The following is an 18076-nucleotide window of genomic DNA, read 5'->3' on the forward strand; positions in this document are numbered from 1 at the left end:
GGCATCGACAATAATGATTCCTATCGATGGGCATGTGCCCGTCATGCAGAACATAGATTGAAGTGCGGAGAACCACGATGAAAGTGAAGAAATTTACAGCGGCAACTTCCCGGGATGCCTTGCGCAAGGTGCGCGAAGCCCTAGGCCCGGATGCCGTCATCCTGTCCAACCGTCCGGTCGACGGCGCCGTCGAAATCCTGGCACTCGACAATGACGATGTCGCGTCGCTGTCCGCGCCCGTGGCCGACTCCGAGATGGCGCAGCCAAAACCGCAGCTGCAGCACTTCGACGAACTTGCACCAACCGCGCCGCGCGCTACCCCGGCACGCCGCTACCAGGATGCCGGTCCGGTCATGAACGCGCCGGTCGCGCCAGCCTACGTCGCACCCGTGGCGCCGTTGGCCCCGGTCGAGCCGGCCGCAACCTACGCCGAACGCCGTGCCCCTGCGCCTGAACCGACCATCGACATGGCCGCGATGACCGCCATGATGAGCGCCGCCATCACCCAGGCCAAGGAATCGGCGACCTCGGAAGTCAGCAACATGATGAGTGAGATCCGGGCCATGCGCGGCCTGATGGAAACCCAGCTGGCCGAACTGTCGTGGGGCTCGACCGCCCAGCGCGAGCCGCACAAGGCCACCGTGCTGCGTGAAATGCTTGCTGCCGGTTTCTCGGCCACGCTGGCACGCTATATCATTGAAAAAATGCCAGCCATGAACGACGCGGCGCAAGCGATGCGCTGGGTGAAGACCGTGCTGGCACGTAACCTGGCGACCATCGGCAACGAAGACGCGATGCTGTCCGAAGGCGGCGTGTTCGCACTGGTCGGCCCGACGGGCGTGGGCAAGACCACCACGACGGCCAAGCTGGCCGCGCGCTGCGTGATGCGCCACGGCCCGGACAAGCTGGCCCTGATCACCACCGATGCTTACCGTATCGGCGGTCACGAACAACTGCGCATCTACGGCAAGATCCTCGGCGTCATGGTGCACTCGGTGAAGGACGAGGCCGACCTGCGCATCGCCCTGAAAGAACTGCGCAACAAGCACACGGTGCTGATCGACACCATCGGCATGTCGCAGCGCGACCACATGGTGGCCGAGCAGGTCGCGATGCTGTCGGGCTCGGGCGCCGAGGTCAAACGCCTGCTGTGCCTGAACTCGACGTCGACCAACGAGACGCTCAACGAAGTCGTCCGCGCCTACCAGGGCAGCGGCCTGCACGGCGCGATCATGACCAAGATGGACGAGGCGGCCTCGACCGGCGGCGTGCTCGACATCGTGATCCGCCAGAAGCTCAAACTGCATTACGTCTCGAACGGCCAGCGCGTGCCGGAAGACCTGCACGTGGCCGACAGCGCGATGCTGATCGACCGCGCGTTCCGCAACCGTGGCACCGCCCCGGCGGACGCCGATCTGCCGATGCTGATGGCAGCCACCGCCCAAGCCAACCGCCGCGAGGTGTCGCATGGCTAGTTTCGACTTCGACCAGGCTGAAGGCCTGCGCCGCATGCTGCAAGGCCCGCGTCCGCGCGTGGTCACGTTTCTGTCGGCCACGCCGGAAGACGACAAAGGCGCGATGCTGGTGAACCTGGGCGCCTCGCTGGCCCAGGCCGGCAACGAAGTGCTGATCGTCGATGCCTGCAATGTCGAATACGGCGTCGCCCGCCGCCTGGGCCTGAACCGCGGCGCCTCGCTGCTGCAGGTCGCGCGCCAGGAAAGCGCGCTGAACCAGGTGATCCATCCAGCCCCGCAAGGCTTCGCGGTGGTGCCCATGGGCACGCCCGAATCGGCCGACGATGTGCGCCGCCTGAGCAAGACCTTCGACGTGCTGGCCACGCAGGCGGGCATCGTGATCGTCGATGGCGAACTGGGCCCGGACGGCGAATTTCCGGTGCCCCTGATGTCGAGTTCCGAGATCGTGATCCAGGTGTCGACCAGTGCGGCCTCGATCACCAATGCCTACTCGCTCATCAAGCGCCTGACGCAGGAACTGGGCCGCCGGCCATTCGGCATCCTGGTCACCGGCGCGACTGAGGGGGAGGCCAAGGTGGTATACGATAATATGTCATTGGCAGCAACACGTTACCTGGCCGTCAAGCTCAGTTTCATGGGCGCCGTGCCGGCCGACGAATACCTGCACCGCGCCGCGCGCCTGGGCCGGGCCGTGGTCGATGCCTTCCCGCTGGCCGGCGCATCGGTTGCGTTCCGCCAGCTGGCCGGCAAGTTCGCACTGCCTGCACTGCCGCAGTTCGGCCGCCAGGGCAGCGCGTCCATCGGTTCCTGACACAGTCGCCATCGACATATAAAGAAAAAGACATACGCCAGCATGTATACGGTCAAAGGGAAAGCGGACAAGAATTCTTTGCTGACGGAGCATATGCCGTTGGTAAAGCGTCTTGCCCACCACATGAAGGCGAAGCTGCCGCCTTCGGTGGAGGTCGATGACCTGATCCAGGCCGGCATGATTGGGTTGCTCGACGCGATCAACCGCTACGAAGACGACCACGGCGCGCAGTTCGAGACCTATGCCGTGCTGCGCATCCGCGGCGCGATGCTCGACGAGCTGCGTTCGAGTGACTGGATGCCGCGCAGCACGCGCCAGAACATGCGCAAGGTCGAGGGCGCGATGCAGTCGCTGCAGCAGCGTCTGGGCCGCCCGCCCAGCGAATCCGAAGTGGCCGCGTCGCTCAAGATCTCGCTCGACGAGTACCAGGACATGCTGGCCGATTCCGGCGGCCACCAGCTGCTGTACTACGAAGACTTCCACGCCGACGAAGGCAGCGACAATTTCCTCGACCGCTACGCAGTTGACGATGCCGACCCGCTGCGCAGCCTGATGGAAACCGATTTCCGCCAGGCCGTGATCGACGCGATCGACAAGCTGCCGCCGCGCGAAAAACTCCTGATGGGCCTGTATTACGAAGAAGAACTGAACCTGAAGGAAATCGGCGCCGTGATGGGCGTGAGTGAATCGCGGGTGTCGCAGCTGCACACCCAGGCCGTCGCACGTTTGCGCACCACCTTACGGGAGCAATTATGGACTGGGCCAGCGTAATCGGCCTGGTGCTGGCAATCGCCGGCATCTTTCTCGGTTACACCCTCGACGGCGGCAAGTTCTCGTCGTTGATCCAGCCTGCCGCATTTGCCATCGTGGTGGTCGGCACCTTCGGCGCCGTGCTGCTGCAAAGCGAGACACGCACCTTCTTGCGCGGCATCACCATGCTGCGCTGGGTGTTCGTGCCACCGAAAAACGGGCGCCAGAAACTGTCGCGCGAGATCGCGCTATGGAGCCTGACGGCGCGCCGCGATGGCTTGCTCTCGCTCGAACAATTCATGAACAAGGCCGACCCGTTCGTCGCCAAGGGCTTGCGCCTCGTGGTCGACGGCATCGCGCCCGAGAAGGTGCGCAGCCTGCTCGAACACGAAATCAACGGCTACGAATTCGCCCAGCGCCAGGCGGCGCGCATCTGGGAATCGGCCGCCGGCTACTCGCCGACGATCGGGATCCTGGGCGCCGTGCTGGGCCTGATCCACGTGATGGAAAACCTGTCCGATCCGGCCCGCCTGGGCTCGGGCATTGCGGTGGCGTTCGTCTCGACCGTGTACGGCGTGGGCATGGCCAACCTGTTCTTCTACCCGGTCGGCAACAAGCTCAAGGCCATCGTCAGCGACAAGGTGTCGCAGTACGAGATCCTGGCCGAAGTGTTCTCTGACCTGGCCAGTGGCGACCATGGCCGCGTCGTCGACGAGCGCGTCGCCAGCCTGCTCACGCACCACTAGGCCAGCGCCATGGCCCGCAAGCGCTACGACGACGATGTCCCCACCGAAAACCACGAACGCTGGCTGATTTCGTACGCCGACCTGATCACGCTGCTGTTCGCGTTCTTCGTCGTCATGTACGCCATCTCCATCGTCAACGAGGGCAAGTACCAGGTGCTGTCCGATGCGCTCGGCGATGCGTTCGGCGGCCGTGGCGCGGCCACGAAGGTCAACACCAATGTCGAACCGGTGCTGCCACTGTCGCACATCATCAACCGCCGCCGCAACGAAGCAGCGCGGCGCGAGCAGGAAAAGATGGGCGTGATGGCACGCGAACTGTCGGCGACCTTGCTGCCGCTGGTGAAGTCGGGGCAGGTGCGGGTGATCCAGAACGCGCGCGGCATCAGCGTCGAGATCAACGCCAGCGTGCTGTTCCCGCAGGGCGAAGCAGTGCTGGACGGCGAAGGCCAGGAAATCCTCGCGCAGGTGGCCGGCCTGCTCAAGAACGACACGCACCGCATCGAGGTCGAAGGCCACACCGACGACCTGCCGATCGCCAATCCGCTGTATCCATCGAACTGGGAACTGTCGACCGCGCGCGCGAGCAGCGTGGTGCGGCTGTTCGCCGCCAACGGCGTGCCCGAGGTGCGCCTGTCGGCGATCGGCTTTGCCGCGACGCGGCCGGTGGCGCCCAACACCGACGAGGTGGGCAAGGCGCGCAATCGGCGCGTGGCGGTGATGATCCTGGCGGCGCTGCCCGAGACCGGCGGTAACATACTTCCGTGAATGTATTGAAGGAATCATGTCATAATCGACAGGCAGCGTCGCGCGGGTGACGCCTGCCGTGAATCCTCGAGGAGTCGCAATGCATGTCAAACGAAGCTCGCCGGCGGCCAAGCTGGCAATGGTGCTGTCGCTGGTCGGCCTGGTTGGCGTGGTCAAGGCCGTGGAGGCCAAGGTGAACGTCCAGCATCGGCTCGAAGTGGAAACCGGGGCCGGCAAGGTCAAGGTGCGGGTGCTGATCGAGAACCGGGGCGATGTACCGATATGGATCCCGCGCGAGATCGCGCTGGGCGACGATCTGAGCGCTCCCCGTTTTGCGCTCAGCTCACTGACGGACACGGTCGCCTACACGGGCCGCATGGTCAAGCGCGGTCCGCTCGGGCCAGCCGACTATCTCGAGGTCAAGCCGCAGACGACTTATCTGAACACGCTCGACATCACGCAGGCCTATGCGTTCAAGCCGGGCCAGCACAGTTACGAGATCCGCTACGCCGGCCCATGGGTGACCGATTTGCGCAAGCTCGACGCGGGTGGCATCAAGAGCAGCCCGGCGCTACCGGTGAAGTTTTCGCACACGGTCAGGATGGCCGCGCGCTGATTCAAGGCGCTTTGCAGTTGGTGGCGCTGGCAATCAGCGTCGCGCCACAACTCGTCTTGTCGCCATCGAAGGCAATCAACTTGCCGTCGATTTTGTGCTGCGCCGAGCCGCTGACGATCTTGCAGCCATTGTGACCTTTGATGGGGCAACTGCAGGTGTCGCCCACGCACGCCACGGGAATACCGCCCACCTTCACATGCCGCGCGCTGACGCTGAGGACCTTGCCGCCATGCGACGTGGCGTCGCCGAGCCTGATGATGTTGCGCATGATTGAGCCTTTCTTGTGACGGTGATTCAGTCGGATGGGGTCTCGTGTTCGGGAATCGCGTCGGCGCCCAGTACCGACGCCACTGTCGGTGGCTTGTAGTTGTCCGGGTCGATCGACGGCTGGACAATGTGCTTAAAGATGTTTGGGCCTTGCGACTCGCGCCGTTCCTTGCTCGGCGGGCTGATGAACACGATGCTGGCGCCGGTCGGATCGCGCAGATTGATCGCGGCCGAGGCGCCGCCGTCGATATAGCTGCCCATCACGCCCACCGCCATCTGGACGAAGAAGGTCGCGGCGCCGGTATTGCCCATGCGCTGGTCGGTATCGATGAACTGCGACGTCTTGCCGGTGTCGATGTCCGGGCCACCCTTCGCGGCATACGCGTGCAGCGTGCCTGCCAGCGCGATCTTCTGTTCGGTGTCGTGGTTGAACGCGGCGATGATGCGCGCCGGACCTGCAGCGCGCTGCGCTTCGGGCAGCGTTTGCAGCGCCTGCTGCCAGCCGGCTTCCAGCAGCGTTTGACGCGCGTCGCGGCGCTTGACCGGCTTGCCTTGCTCATCCTCGAACTTGACGAACACGGGGCGGTGGATGAATCCCATCGAGGGGAGGGCGTCGAAGGCGGCAAGCTGATTGCGGTTCCACGGGACCGGGAACCAGGGGGTGGGCTTCCAGTCTTTCGGAGGCGGATTGGCCCAGCGCTTGTAGTCGTCGAGCAGAGTGCTTTCGGGGCGGTCGAAGACGGGGTGTTTGGCGAATTTGGCGGCGGCGGGGAGCCATTCGTCGACGGTGGGTTGTCTGGTGATGCCCGGGAATCTCTCCGCTACTCTGGCAGGTATTGGCACATTGTCTTGAAGCTGGTAGTACATCTGGCGCAGGGTCTCTTGCAGATAGTCGTTGTCCGGATCGTCCCACGTATAGGGTCGCAATGGCTCAACACGTTCACGTCGAGCCAGTATGAAGACTGCACTGGCGTCGGTATATTCTGGGATGTAATAACCATCCTGAACACGAAATTCTTTGCCGGCCGCTTTCCCGTAGTCACGACTTGAATCGCTGTCCGTACTAAGCAAAACCAGATACGGAAGGTCAGGGTTTGCATCGAAAAATGTGAATGCTTGCTCCAGTAGTTGGTCCGGGCGTTCACCGAGTCGCCAAGGACCGATCGCAAATAGATGCCATGCCATGCCGGTGCCTTCTGCGTTACCCGCCAATCCAGCCATTGGCCAGGTTTCACTAGGCTGCTTCTCAGGGTCGTCCATGGGACCACGTGCATACATCGATGGCATGCCCCAAAACATCGGTGACGCATCTGCACCATTTTCCAAAGCATCATTAGTGCGATTGCCAGTCTGGCCGCTCTTGGCCGTCCCGGACCATGGGTACTTGTTGGGATCAGGCTCGCGAATGCTCGTATTGGGCCTTCCATGTTGCAGTACATTCCATAGTTTGCCTTGGCGATGCTGTTCGACCGTGACGCCCAGTCCCAGCACTTCCAGCACGTATTCACGTTTCAATTGTTCGGATGTTGCAGCGGAGTTCAGTTTCTCTAGCTGTTGCGTTTTCAGCTGCCACTCACGTGCGCGGCTATCAGCTGCGTGCGCGTCCATCAGCCACTTGCCACCAAAAATCGTAGTCACCAACAGCAGAGGAATCCCGAGCCATCTAACTTTATTCATTGTCGTCCCCATGTCGATATTGAGAAGCTCAGGGCGCAAGACCCAAATATCAAAAAGCATCCAAAGTAAAGATAGAACTGGATATGCAATTAGCGCTCCCAACACGTATTTCCATGTCGCGTGGCGCTTGTAGGTGATGCTGTGTGTTGATGTGCTGTTCATGACTTTCCTTTCGATTGGGATGCCATTACGCGCGCCCCTGTTATCGTCTCGGAAATAACGATCTCCCATAATTTCCCTGTCAATAGCGGTAATCCCGCTGGAAGAGCACCACGTGAGTAATATTTCGCATTGCCTTCGATCGTCTGCTTACGCCAATCGGGTTCACCCGCAAGGTATGTATGAAACAAGGTGAGGAATTTGTCCCAAATGAGTATCCCGTCTCGCGGCTGCCCATCGTTGTCCATAATCTTGAGACGCCAATCCGCCACCGCGCACAAATATGCGCGAAACGTCGGATCACTCACTGCTTTGCCACTCCCAATCGATAAATCGTATGCAGTGACCTGCCGATGATTCTTGCTACTTGCGAAAATCACGCTATGAAACGATTTCGGACTTAACTCTTTCTGCCAGCGTAGCCTTGCCGCATTAGGGCTCTCCTGTATCTGTGCCTTGATCGAACCGTTAGCGAAACGTTCGCCTGACACAATGCGTTCCCTATCCTCGGGGTTTGTGTTGCCGGGACGCTTGACCTGGTTGTACGCGGCTTCGAGCCTCTTCAGATCAGACTCCACTACATCGCCGGTCCTCCATGTCCGCAATGATGCAATGACAGTCGCCTGTAGCCCTTCATCCCTGACCTGAAGACCTTTATTGCTTGTGACGGCAGTGGCGGCGTCAATCGCATCAACTTCCTCGCAAGGCCCGCGATCCTTGGATTCGATGCTGGATAGCATCGAATGTGCCGGAATCTTGTGGGCATCAATTTGATTACCCTGAATGTCGGGTTGGCATGGTGTTTTGAGCGCCTCGCCGTTGATCGTCCTGACACCTCGCCGGTCAATTTCCCGCTCGAGCGTCGCTGATGACGTCACCGGCAATGACTCGCGCAGGGTGCGGCCGCTTGCCGCAACGTGGGCATGGTCGTCTTCGTTCGGTAGCCTCAGGATGAAATCGTGCGGCGCTTGGCCTACTAGCACTGGCGCGGCCTTTCCCGTTCCCGAATGTGGTCGCAGCTTTGCTGTGAACACCCTCTGACGGAAGGCAAGGCCGAGTTCGCCAAGAGCCTTGCGCCGCCGCGGCGTAGGTGCATTGTCATGACTTCTGGCGTAAGCTCTTACCTCTTCCGAGGTGACTACGTTTGCAACGGTATCCGGCACGCCTTGCCAGCCAATGCCGCGCATATTGTCGAGTGCGACCGTCATATCCTCTGGGCTGAAATATAAGTAGACCTTGCCACGGTTGTCTCGGTCAGAATTCGGTTTCCAGCGGCCATGCACCATGCCGCCGGAGTCTGTTTCACTAATGCGGGCGAATACGGGTGACGTTGTCTTGGACTTCGCGACGCCTGTAACGATATTGACTAGTGTCTCCAAGCGAGCCCTGATCGTTTGTCTGTCAGAGATCAGGTCATAGAAATTGCTCATGGCTTCGTCCATATCGCCCTTGACGAATGCGGCAGTCCGCATCGACAAACCTATCCCTTGATCCAGGCTATACGGCGGATGCATCAGAATCAACGTATCCGCCGTACGCTCACCCATCTCCATCAGGAAAGCCTGTGCCAGCAAGCTGATCAAACAACCCTGGCTGTGCGCGACGATGTTGACAGTGTCAGTGGGCTCATACTGGCGAATCATCGCGACCAGCGCCGCCAGGCGCCGGGCCGCAAGCACCATGTACATTCGCCCCGGTCCATTCTTGACAGGTCGGAGCGGGTCACCCGCTGGATCGAATGGAGCATATATGCCCTTGTTCCACATATCGGGCAGGGTGCTGGTGGCATTGCCAAACGGGCCGCCTCCTTTGGACAGGTCCTTGTCGAGGCGATTGCCGTTGCGGTCTGTCTTCTGACCATTCACGGTCTTCGTCAGATTGCCCACTTCACGAAAGCCCCAGTAAAACGGGATCACCGGACTATCCGTGTCGGACGCCGTGTTGCGCTTGAAAAACACCGCATCAGGATCATCCAGCAGCGTCTCCTTATCCTTCGCGCCAGGCATCCGGTACGTCCCGGGCTTGAACTTGCGCAGCAGGCGATCCTGCAGTCCCGCGCACAGCCCTTCCTCGACTGCGCTATAGCTGGTGCCCACATCATTTACGCCATGTACCACGATGATGTTGCATGGCTGCTCGCGTGGTACATCGACAATTTTGTCGCCGATGCGACAAGGTTGCAGCAGCGCGTTATCGCGTTTAATAACGTATTCACTTTTCAGATATTTGCCGGCCATCTCGGTCTCCTATTGGTCTTCGCCGCCGCGCGACAGCACGATTTCTGCCATGTGCATCGCATCGCGTGCCATCAGTTCGGACTTGCCCTGCGCATCGCTGACACCCTCCAGGCTCGTGCCGTCGCTGAGCGCCACGTGCATCTTCATGTCCTTCACCAGCGCGCCCAGCGGCTCGGCGCCGTCGTCGTCCGCCACGCCCCGTGGATAGCGCAGTTCCAGTTTCTGATCCGCACCGCCGGCGCCAAAATCAGGGAACTGCGCCGCCATCGATTCAGGCCCGTCGAACGTGTAATCCGGCGCATGAAACCGCAAAGGCGCCTTGCTGCCCAGCACAGGCGGGCCGTCGCCCAGCTTGAGGAACGAGCCGTCCGCTGCCACCAGCAGGATGACCTTGCCTGTCACCGTCACCGTGCCCTCCGTCGCCGTGAGCTGCATGTTCTGCGCCGATTCGATGGCCGTGTCGTCGTGCTGGCTTTGCATCAGGAGCTTGCCGTGGTGGGCGATCGCATGCAGCCCGCCGTGATGCGCGAACAGCGACAGCCCTTTGCCAGCATTGACCGAGAACCGCTGGCCCGCGGTCAGTTGCATGTGCTGCTGCGCGGCTGTGTCGACGTTGGTGCCCGCGTAGCTGACCACGGCTTTCGAGCTCGCAAAGCCGATCCCTGCCGGGGATGTCACGGCGATCACCGGTTCGCCCGACTGCGCTGCCTCCGGCTTGGTATTGCTGCCGTCCTCCCACCCCGTGAAGCGCGCGAGCAGCGCCTCTTGCTCGGCCGTGTCGATGGCCAACGCATTGTGCTGCGCCGCGTAGTTGCCCAGTGACGCGCACAGTTCGCCGCAGTCGCGCAGCAGGCCAAGATAATCGTCGCGGGCCAGCTGCACACCCTTGTCGCCGCCACCCAGCAGCTTCCAGGCGCTGAGCAGGATGCCGCGCGCCGCGTGCAGTGCAATGGCTTCCTCGGTACGTAATTCGGCCCCTTCGCCGCGCGCCCTGGCACTGCCTCCCTGGCGCGGTTCGGTCAGGTAGCCCAGATTGAGTTCGCTGGCACCATGGTCGCTCTCCAGCTGTGCGCTGATCTGTCCGGACGTGTCATCGAGCCGCAACTGGTTGCCACGCTGGCCGTGGATTTCGCGGCTGCGCAGGCCCGACTGAAAGCGGTTGGCGGGCAGGCCGTCTTCGCGCCGGAAGGCCGGTGGTGGGGCGGCGCCGTTGTAGACCTGGGCGATGATGACCGGCTTGTCGGGATCGCCACCGGCGAACGCCACCAGCACCTCGGCGCCCACGGGTGGCAGCAGGCGCGCGCCACACTGGTTACCGGCGCCGTTACCCGCCCAGCCGGATGCGACGCGCACCCAGGCCGAGTCGCGATCCGAACCCGACGCGCCGGCGCCGTCCGCGTGTTCCTGTGCGCGCGTCGCCGGGAAGCGGATCTTGACGCGCCCCAGGTGATCGCACCACACGGCCTCGTCCTTCGGACCAACGACGATCGCGCTTTGCAACTGCGGCTGCGGAATCACCGGTGGTGGCGGCACGATCCGTATGCCGCGCCGCACACAACTGAAGCTGGACCGGTAGCGTAGCGCTTGCGCGGTGTCGTCAAGCCGCACGATGTCCCAGCCGCTGCGCGCAAACAGCCGTTCGACTTTGGCACTGATGTCCGCCGGCAGGTTATTGGTGGTATCGATGCGCTGCGCGGTCACCACGAATTCACGCTCCTCGGGCTGGTGCTTGTCGATCTCGGGATGGCCGGTCAGAGCGAACCACTGGCCAACGGCCAGGTCGCGTACCGCGCCTTCGCCATGGAAGCACTTGCCGACGAATTCGTGGTACGCCACCAGCGCATCGCTGATGGCCAGCATGTCGGGCCAGTTGTCGCCAAGATGCGGCGCCGTCACCTGGTAGTGTTCCAGACCGGCAGCCAGCGCATTCCCGGTCTTGCCCTGATCGAAGCGCAGCGGCGAACTGGTCGTCGATCCGCCCTTGCCGGGGTTCAGGTAATCCCAGCTGTGCAACGACGTATGGCCCGGCACCAGCGTGCGCTCGGCGCTCCAGAGCGTGATCGCGTCGCGCTCCTCGGTCGCGCCGTCGCGGTGAAAGCGGATGGCGCCGGCCGCATTGCGCTCCAGTTCCCTGTCATCGTCGAACAGCACCAGCGTGTGGCCGATGCCGGCGACATCGCCGCCGGCCTGACTCTGCCTGTCGGTTCTGCCCGGGCGGAAAAACCAGGCGATGCCGCGGCGCTGCATCAGGCGGCGCACGAAGCCTGCATCCGATTCGTTCATCTGCATCGTGAGCGCGCGCTTCGGGAGATTGCGGTTGAGCAGGCCGCTGTGGATATCGAAGTCGAAGGTCGACGCGATCACGGGATTGTTTCTTTGCCACTCTTTGAGAACCAGTTCGATGATCTCGAGCTCACTCTTGTCGCGGAAAACGCGCGTGGTGCGCGTCGCGTCCATCACCGACAGCGCGTCGCGCACGGTCAGCCTGTAGCTCGCGATGCCGCCATCGCTGTGGCCCGACGCAGCCGCCGTGACGATCCCGCACAGCCTGCGCAGGTGGCCCCGGTCGGTCACGATCTGCAGTTCGCACGGCACGCCGATGAAACGCTTCAGTTCGAGCGTTGCGTTTTCGGACAGGCACAGAATCTGAAGCTCGAGGCCGCCGCACACCGCTTCGCTGGCGCTGGCATGGTGTGGCAGCAGGGCATTCGCATCGGCGGCGCCGGCCAGGCCCAGCACCATGCGCAGGGGCCGGTTTCGCGTGTCGAGCCGGTAGTCAGCCAGGGCGGCGGCAAGGGTCGTTGGAAGCAGTGTCATGGTCGATCACTCCCCGGCAGCCTTGGCCACAGTCGCCTGCCGCGGCGTGTTCTCGCCGAAATACTCGTACGAATCGGCGTTGTTGATTGCCCGCTGCGGCGCGCTGCGCGCCATCTCCGCCGCCGCAGCCTGGCCGTACACGTGGTCATCGGTCGCCGCCACCACGTCGAAGTGGCTCAGTTCGTGCAGCAGGGTGCCGCCGCGCGAATCGGTCCCTGTCGCCGCTGCGGCCCAGAACGCCTTGCACACCCAGACCGTGTACGGCCGCGCGGGATACACGTAGGCAAAATACGGCTCGTCGCAATCGCAGTCGATCTTGAGGGGCTTGTTCTCGAACGCATCCTTGATCGCCGTGACATTGGCCGTGACCTTCGCGCCGCGCGCAGCGTCCTGCGCCCCGAACCACATCGCATACCGCGCGCCGTATGGCGCCCCCGAGGTCAGGTAGGTCTGGCTGTCGGCCGCCATCGCGCGGGCGGCGTCGATGGCCGTCACCAGATGCTCCTGCTGCGCATTGCTGCAATTGGCAAACCCCGTGGCAGGAGCCGCTGCCTCCGGCAGGATCGTCGTCCTGCTGCCGCGCGGCAGGCGGCCGTCGATCCAGATCGTGACGGGGTTGGAGGCCAGCTCGCCCACCACCGCGCCGACGGTCGTGCCCGGCGACGGCATGGCCGGACTGCGATAGCGGATCGTGTAGTTGCCGGTAATGGTCATCTCGTAGAACCGCGAGAGCTCGACCGTGTGCGTGAGCGCCGCGCCCGGGGCCAGTTGCAGGTAATCAGCCGGCCCCGGCGCGGCGCGCTTGATGCGGCGGCCCAGGTAGCGCACCGGCTGACCGTCGCGTTGCACCTCGAACAGCGGCGCCTCCAGCACCTGCTGCGGCGTGCGCCAGCGCAGCAGGTGCTGGACCGTGTTCGAGGTATTGGTCAGCGTGACGCTCACCAGAACGTTGTCGCCGCGACCAACCGCCGGCTGCGCCTGGCTCAGCGTGACGTTGACCTGGGCATGCGCCGCGCCAGCCCCGCACACAATAACGAGTGCGCCAGCGGCGCGCGACAGCAGAAAGCCTGGATGCATGGTGGACTCCGGTTGGGTTGGACCGGACAACTCTCACCTTATTTTTTCTGCCCATATTGAGCCGCTGCAGCATCGGGCAATGGCGAGCTTGAATCGTGTCTTCTGCTACACAAAAATCTCATACGAAATAACAACAGAGGAGCGACAACCATCGCCTGAGCAGGCTTAGTTTGCTATTATGCAACAATCGTATCCAACAAAAAATAACACTCGATTACGTTGCATAGCTACAGGTGCTTCCCATGATGATCCAGCCGAATGAGACTTCCGCACCGCAAGCTTTTGCGGCAACCAACCTGGGCGCCACAACCGGCCAATTCGCCTGGGACACCAGCGAAGCGCATGCGCTGCGTGACGCCCATGCTCTGCTCGGTCACAACCGCAACTACCTCGAGCAGGTGATCGACGGCATGCCGGCAGGTTTGCTGGTCATCGACGCCGAGCGCTGCGTGCGCTCGATGAACCGCATGATGGCCGAGCTGATCGACGCACCGGAAGAGTCGGCCAGCGCCGGCCATCCACTCGCGCGCTGGCTGCCCGACGCCGGCCTGGCCGCGCGCGTCAGCGATGCACTGGCTACCGGCATGCCGCAGGACCACGTGCTTGTTTCGCTCGAAGGCCATCCGGACGGCGTGCGTCATCTCGAATTCAATATCCGCCGCACCGAGCAGCCCGGTGGCTGCATGCTGTTGCTGATCGGGCAGGACATCACCTTCCGCCGCAAGGCGCGCCTGCGCCTGCAGGAGAGCGAGGAATTTTTCCGCCTGACCTTCAGCCAGGCGGCGGTGGGCATCGTGCTGCTGGGCCCGGACGGGCGCCTGCTGCGCGTGAACGGCAAGATGGCGCAGATCCTGGGCTACACCGAAATCGAACTGCTGCAGCGCTTCTTCCAGCAACTGACGCACGTGGACGATCTGCCGGACGAGCTGACGCTGGTCAAACGCTTGCGCGACGGCGAGATCAGCGACTACCAGCGCGAGCGGCGCCTTCTGCGGCGCGACGGCACGCCGATCTGGGTCAATGTCAGTGTTTCGACGATGCGCGACGCCTATGGTAACCAGCGTTTCATCTCGGTGGTGGAAGACATCTCGCGCCGCAAGGGCGCCGAAGAAGCGCTGCTGCGCGTGATCAACCACGACGCCCTGACCGGCCTGCCGAACCGCGTGCTGCTGCAGGACCGGCTCGAGCGCGCGATTGCCCACGCGCACCGCGCCGGGAGCCAGGTGGCGGTGATGTTCATCGACCTGGACCGTTTCAAGCACGTCAACGACACGCTCGGGCACGACGCGGGCGACCAGCTGATCGTCGAGATCGCACGCCGCCTGTCGAGTTCGCTACGCGAGAGCGACACCGTTGCGCGCCAGGGCGGCGACGAATTCGTCGTCGTGCTGCCCGAGATGAACGGGGAGACCGACGCCGCGCGCGTGGCCCGCAAGCTGCTCGACAACCTGTTCCAGCCGCTGCTGCTGTGCGGGCAAGAGGTGTTCCCGACCGGCTCGATCGGCATCGCCATGTACCCGCGCGACGGCACCGACAGCGCCACGCTGCTCAAGTGCGCTGACAGCGCCATGTACGGCTCGAAGGGCGAGGGCGGCAACGGCTTCAGCTTCTACATGGCCGACATGGGCGCGCAGACCGCGCTGCACCTGCGCATGGAAAGCGAGCTGCAACGCGCGCTGCAGCGCCGCGAATTCGTGCTGCACTACCAGCCGGTGGTCGACATCGCCACGGGCCACCTGGGCGGCGTCGAAGCGCTGCTGCGCTGGCAGCCGCTGGGCAAACCGATGGTGTCGCCGGCCGACTTCATCCCGCTGGCCGAAGAAACCGGCCTGATCGTGCCGATCGGCGAGTGGGTGCTGGAAACCGCGATGGCCCAGCAAGTGGCCTGGCAGCAGGGCGGCCTGCCGCCGGTACGCGTCAGCGTGAACCTGTCGGCGCGCCAGTTCCTGGGCCAGGACGTGGCCCAGCGCGTCGCCGTGTTGCTCGAGAAAACCGGGTGCGACCCGCGCGCGCTGACGCTGGAAATCACCGAGAGCGTGCTGATGCAGAACCCGGTGGCGGCCACAGCCACGATGGCGCGCCTGGCGGCAATGGGCGTGCAACTGGCGATCGACGATTTCGGTACCGGCTACTCGAGCCTGGCCAGTCTGAAACGCTTCCCGATTCACAGCCTCAAGATCGACCGCTCGTTCGTCAGCGACCTGATCGACGATGCCGATGACGCCGCCATTGTCGACGCCGTGATCGGCCTGGCCCACTCGATGAAGCTCAACGTGATTGCCGAAGGCGTCGAAACGGCGGACCAGCTCGCCTTTTTGCTGGCCCACGGATGCGACCAGATGCAGGGCTTCTGCTACAGCCGGCCGGTGGCGCCGGACGCCATCGAAGCGCTGCTGCGCGCGGCACCTGCTGTGCAGGGTCAGCAAGGCCATATCACGGCCGCTGCGTAGGCGTACGCGCAAGCGTACGGACGTCTTGCTGTGGGCGATTACCCTTGCATTCAGCCGGTCGTTGGACTCATCGTAACAGTGCACCAAGGCGCAAGAGTCCCAGCTACACTGATCATTCCCATTTACGGCAAGCCTGGCAACGTCATTGCAGGCAGCGACTTCTTACGGAAACCGATCATGCACCGCACCCGCTCGAGCAACTGCCGCACCGGCCGCACCCGTCGTACGCTCCCCATCCTGCTGGCTTGCCTGTCGGCGCTGACGCTGCTGTCATCCGCCAGCATCGATGCCGTGGCACAGCCAGCGACCGCCGATACGCGCTATGAACGTGTCGCACCCAGCCCGGATGGCATCGGCAAGCGCTACATGGGCCGCGAAATCTCCGGTGTGATGGGATGGGAGGGTGCGCAATGGCTCGAGCGCGAAAGCCGCGCACACGAGGAGCGGCCGGCATTGCTGTTGCGGGACCTGGCGCTGGCGCCCGGCATGACGGTGGCCGACATCGGCGCCGGCACCGGCTACTACACCTGGCAGCTGGCGAAAAAAGTCGGCCCCAATGGGCGTGTGTACGCCGTCGATGTGCAGCCGCAAATGATCGCGATGCTCGACAGCCAGATGGCGAAGCGCGGCGTGCGTAATGTGGTTTCGGTACTGGGCAGCGAAACCACCGTCAAACTGCCGCCGGCCAGCGTCGACCTGGCAATCATGGTCGATGTCTATCACGAGCTCGCCTATCCCGCGGAAGTCCTCGAGAGCATCGTCGCTGCCCTCAAGCCGGGCGGGCGCGTTGTCTTCGTCGAATATCGCGCCGAGGATCCGGCAGTTGCGATCAAGCCGCTGCACAAGATGAGTGAGTCACAGATACGGCGTGAAGCCACGGCGCATGGCCTGACGTGGGAGCGCAGCATCAAGTCGTTGCCGATCCAGCATGCGGTCGTGTTTCGCAAGCCCTGAGCGCCAGGTTTTCTGGCTGCTGCTGTCGATGGGGCGCGGCCAAGGGCGGAAGTGGCATGGCTAAGACATGGGCTATTTTGTAGATTCTCCATCCTTTACGGCAAGTGTGGTCGGGCCAGCGCTCTGGGTAGTCACGATCAGCGTCCGCGTGTCTCGTTGGGTTGACGCGCTTTGCTGTACAACCTGCACTGCGACCACACGGCCATCAACGACCGGCTTTGGATAAAAGAAATTAAACATCGGGTCCCGAGAGTGAAGGTATGGAGTCAAACGAAAATGCATGGGGTCACGGTTAAACCTGCCCAAATGAGGTCTCGGTAATCTCTGCTTCACGGCGCTGATGCGCGCGCAGCATTGCTGGAACTGCGGTCAGGGGCGCCCCGGCGTGGATCACGATCAACCACCACAGGCTATGCGTCATGGCATAGGCGATCGTGAAGACAAAGGCCGCGACAATTGACGCGATCAGCTGTTTTGGATTCGTATATCCATGACCGATACCATACGCAAGAGCTGAGATGGCAATGGCGAGCGGCATGCCGGTCGTTGGCGTCAGCAGCAGCAGAACGAAACCACGATAAAGAATTTCCCACGTGGCGGTCATGAGCGACATGCTGATGACGAAGGCCAGCGTCTCGGCGCCGTTTCGCGGCCAGGGGAGCGACGAATCGAGCAGCTTGCGTTCGTTTTCTGCGCGAACCTGCGGCGTCTTGCGCTTTTCGATGATGCTGCCTGCCGCCCAAAGGCCACCGAGAAGCAGCACGGCAAGGCACAGGCCCCAGACGCCAGCCCTGGACAGGGGGAGATCGAAGCCGATGTCCCGTAATGTATAGCCTGCCTGCCAGGAACCGCACCACAGCACGGCCAGCAGTACCAGGGCATGCCAGCTCATTGACCAGTAACGACGCAGCAGCGCACGAGGCGGCTTGTCACTTTTCGGACGCAGGCTACGCCACATGTTAAGTGCGGGAGACAACACCAACAGGTAGGCCGCGAGTAGGATGTTCAGCATGGCCGAGGCGGGATAGGAAAGCGGAATGCACAAGGCCGTGGGCGGTCGGGAAACGCCCGGCGATGAACGCGTGAGCGCGAGGATAGCATCCGCACAGGCATCGAAAATTCAACAATTCCCACGCCTGCATACTACCGCTGTTGCCCGATAACCGACCGTCAGCACGGCTCAGTGCATGGCCATGGCGCGCCAGGGTAATTGGCAGGCGCGCTGGCAAACTGCGGTCGCTCTGGCAGAATTGATTCTCTTGCGGCGAATTTCGTCAGCACGGCATACTGTCCAGG

14 protein-coding genes are annotated in these 18076 nt (G+C 62.9%); 8 read left to right on the forward strand and 6 right to left on the reverse strand.

Annotated features, from left to right (window positions below):
• Window positions 1–77: 77 nt before the first annotated feature.
• The 6 genes from flhF to IFU00_03900 all read left to right on the forward strand — a co-directional run bounded on the left by flhF (window position 78) and on the right by IFU00_03900 (window position 5142).
• Window positions 78–1475, forward strand: coding sequence for a flagellar biosynthesis protein FlhF (flhF, locus tag IFU00_03875; GenBank protein MBD8541418.1), 1398 nt, complete (start codon window positions 78–80; stop codon window positions 1473–1475).
• Window positions 1468–2286, forward strand: a complete 819-nt coding sequence (locus IFU00_03880) for an antiactivator of flagellar biosynthesis FleN protein (GenBank protein MBD8541419.1) — start codon at window positions 1468–1470, stop codon at window positions 2284–2286. Before flhF ends, IFU00_03880 begins: the two co-directional genes overlap by 8 nt.
• Before the next feature lie 42 nt (window positions 2287–2328).
• Window positions 2329–3057, forward strand: coding sequence for an RNA polymerase sigma factor FliA (locus IFU00_03885; GenBank protein ID MBD8541420.1), 729 nt, complete (start codon window positions 2329–2331; stop codon window positions 3055–3057).
• A complete protein-coding gene (locus IFU00_03890) occupies window positions 3039–3782 on the forward strand; it encodes a flagellar motor protein (protein MBD8541421.1) in 744 nt (247 codons plus the stop codon). Before IFU00_03885 ends, IFU00_03890 begins: the two co-directional genes overlap by 19 nt.
• 9 nt (window positions 3783–3791) lie before the next feature.
• Window positions 3792–4547 carry a flagellar motor protein MotD gene (gene motD / locus IFU00_03895; protein MBD8541422.1) on the forward strand — a complete coding sequence of 252 codons (756 nt, stop codon included), beginning with the start codon at window positions 3792–3794 and terminating at the stop codon, window positions 4545–4547.
• A gap of 79 nt (window positions 4548–4626) precedes the next feature.
• Window positions 4627–5142, forward strand: coding sequence for a hypothetical protein (locus tag IFU00_03900; protein MBD8541423.1), 516 nt, complete (start codon window positions 4627–4629; stop codon window positions 5140–5142).
• Between the two features lies 1 nt (window position 5143).
• Here IFU00_03900 and IFU00_03905 read toward each other — a convergent pair whose 3' ends face one another.
• The 5 genes from IFU00_03905 to IFU00_03925 are packed head-to-tail and all read right to left on the reverse strand — an operon-like array spanning window position 5144 to window position 13376.
• Entirely contained in the window at window positions 5144–5410 is a 267-nt protein-coding gene (locus IFU00_03905) for a PAAR domain-containing protein (GenBank protein MBD8541424.1), read from the reverse strand.
• A 26-nt stretch (window positions 5411–5436) separates the two neighbouring features.
• Window positions 5437–7248 (reverse strand): DUF2875 family protein, encoded by a 1812-nt coding sequence (locus tag IFU00_03910; GenBank protein MBD8541425.1) that lies wholly within the window; start codon window positions 7246–7248, stop codon window positions 5437–5439.
• Window positions 7245–9482: a DUF3274 domain-containing protein gene (locus IFU00_03915; protein MBD8541426.1), complete on the reverse strand. Its 2238-nt coding sequence runs from the start codon at window positions 9480–9482 to the stop codon at window positions 7245–7247. The genes IFU00_03910 and IFU00_03915 overlap by 4 nt, the downstream gene beginning before the upstream one ends.
• A 9-nt stretch (window positions 9483–9491) precedes the next feature.
• Window positions 9492–12299 carry a type VI secretion system tip protein VgrG gene (locus IFU00_03920; protein ID MBD8541427.1) on the reverse strand — a complete coding sequence of 936 codons (2808 nt, stop codon included), beginning with the start codon at window positions 12297–12299 and terminating at the stop codon, window positions 9492–9494.
• 6 nt (window positions 12300–12305) lie between these two features.
• Window positions 12306–13376 (reverse strand): peptidase M35, encoded by a 1071-nt coding sequence (locus IFU00_03925; protein MBD8541428.1) that lies wholly within the window; start codon window positions 13374–13376, stop codon window positions 12306–12308.
• Between the two features lie 410 nt (window positions 13377–13786).
• On the opposite strand from IFU00_03925, the gene IFU00_03930 reads away from it, so the two are divergent.
• On the forward strand, window positions 13787–15826 hold the full coding sequence (locus IFU00_03930; protein ID MBD8541429.1) for an EAL domain-containing protein: 2040 nt from the start codon (window positions 13787–13789) through the stop codon (window positions 15824–15826).
• 177 nt (window positions 15827–16003) lie between these two features.
• On the forward strand, window positions 16004–16780 hold the full coding sequence (locus tag IFU00_03935; protein ID MBD8541430.1) for a methyltransferase domain-containing protein: 777 nt from the start codon (window positions 16004–16006) through the stop codon (window positions 16778–16780).
• A 292-nt stretch (window positions 16781–17072) separates the two neighbouring features.
• Here IFU00_03935 and IFU00_03940 read toward each other — a convergent pair whose 3' ends face one another.
• Window positions 17073–17792, reverse strand: coding sequence for a CPBP family intramembrane metalloprotease (locus tag IFU00_03940; GenBank protein ID MBD8541431.1), 720 nt, complete (start codon window positions 17790–17792; stop codon window positions 17073–17075).
• Between the last annotated feature and the right edge of the window lie 284 nt (window positions 17793–18076).

The sequence above is a fragment of the Oxalobacteraceae sp. CFBP 8761 genome (genome assembly GCA_014841595.1).
Classification (GTDB): domain Bacteria; phylum Pseudomonadota; class Gammaproteobacteria; order Burkholderiales; family Burkholderiaceae_D; genus Telluria.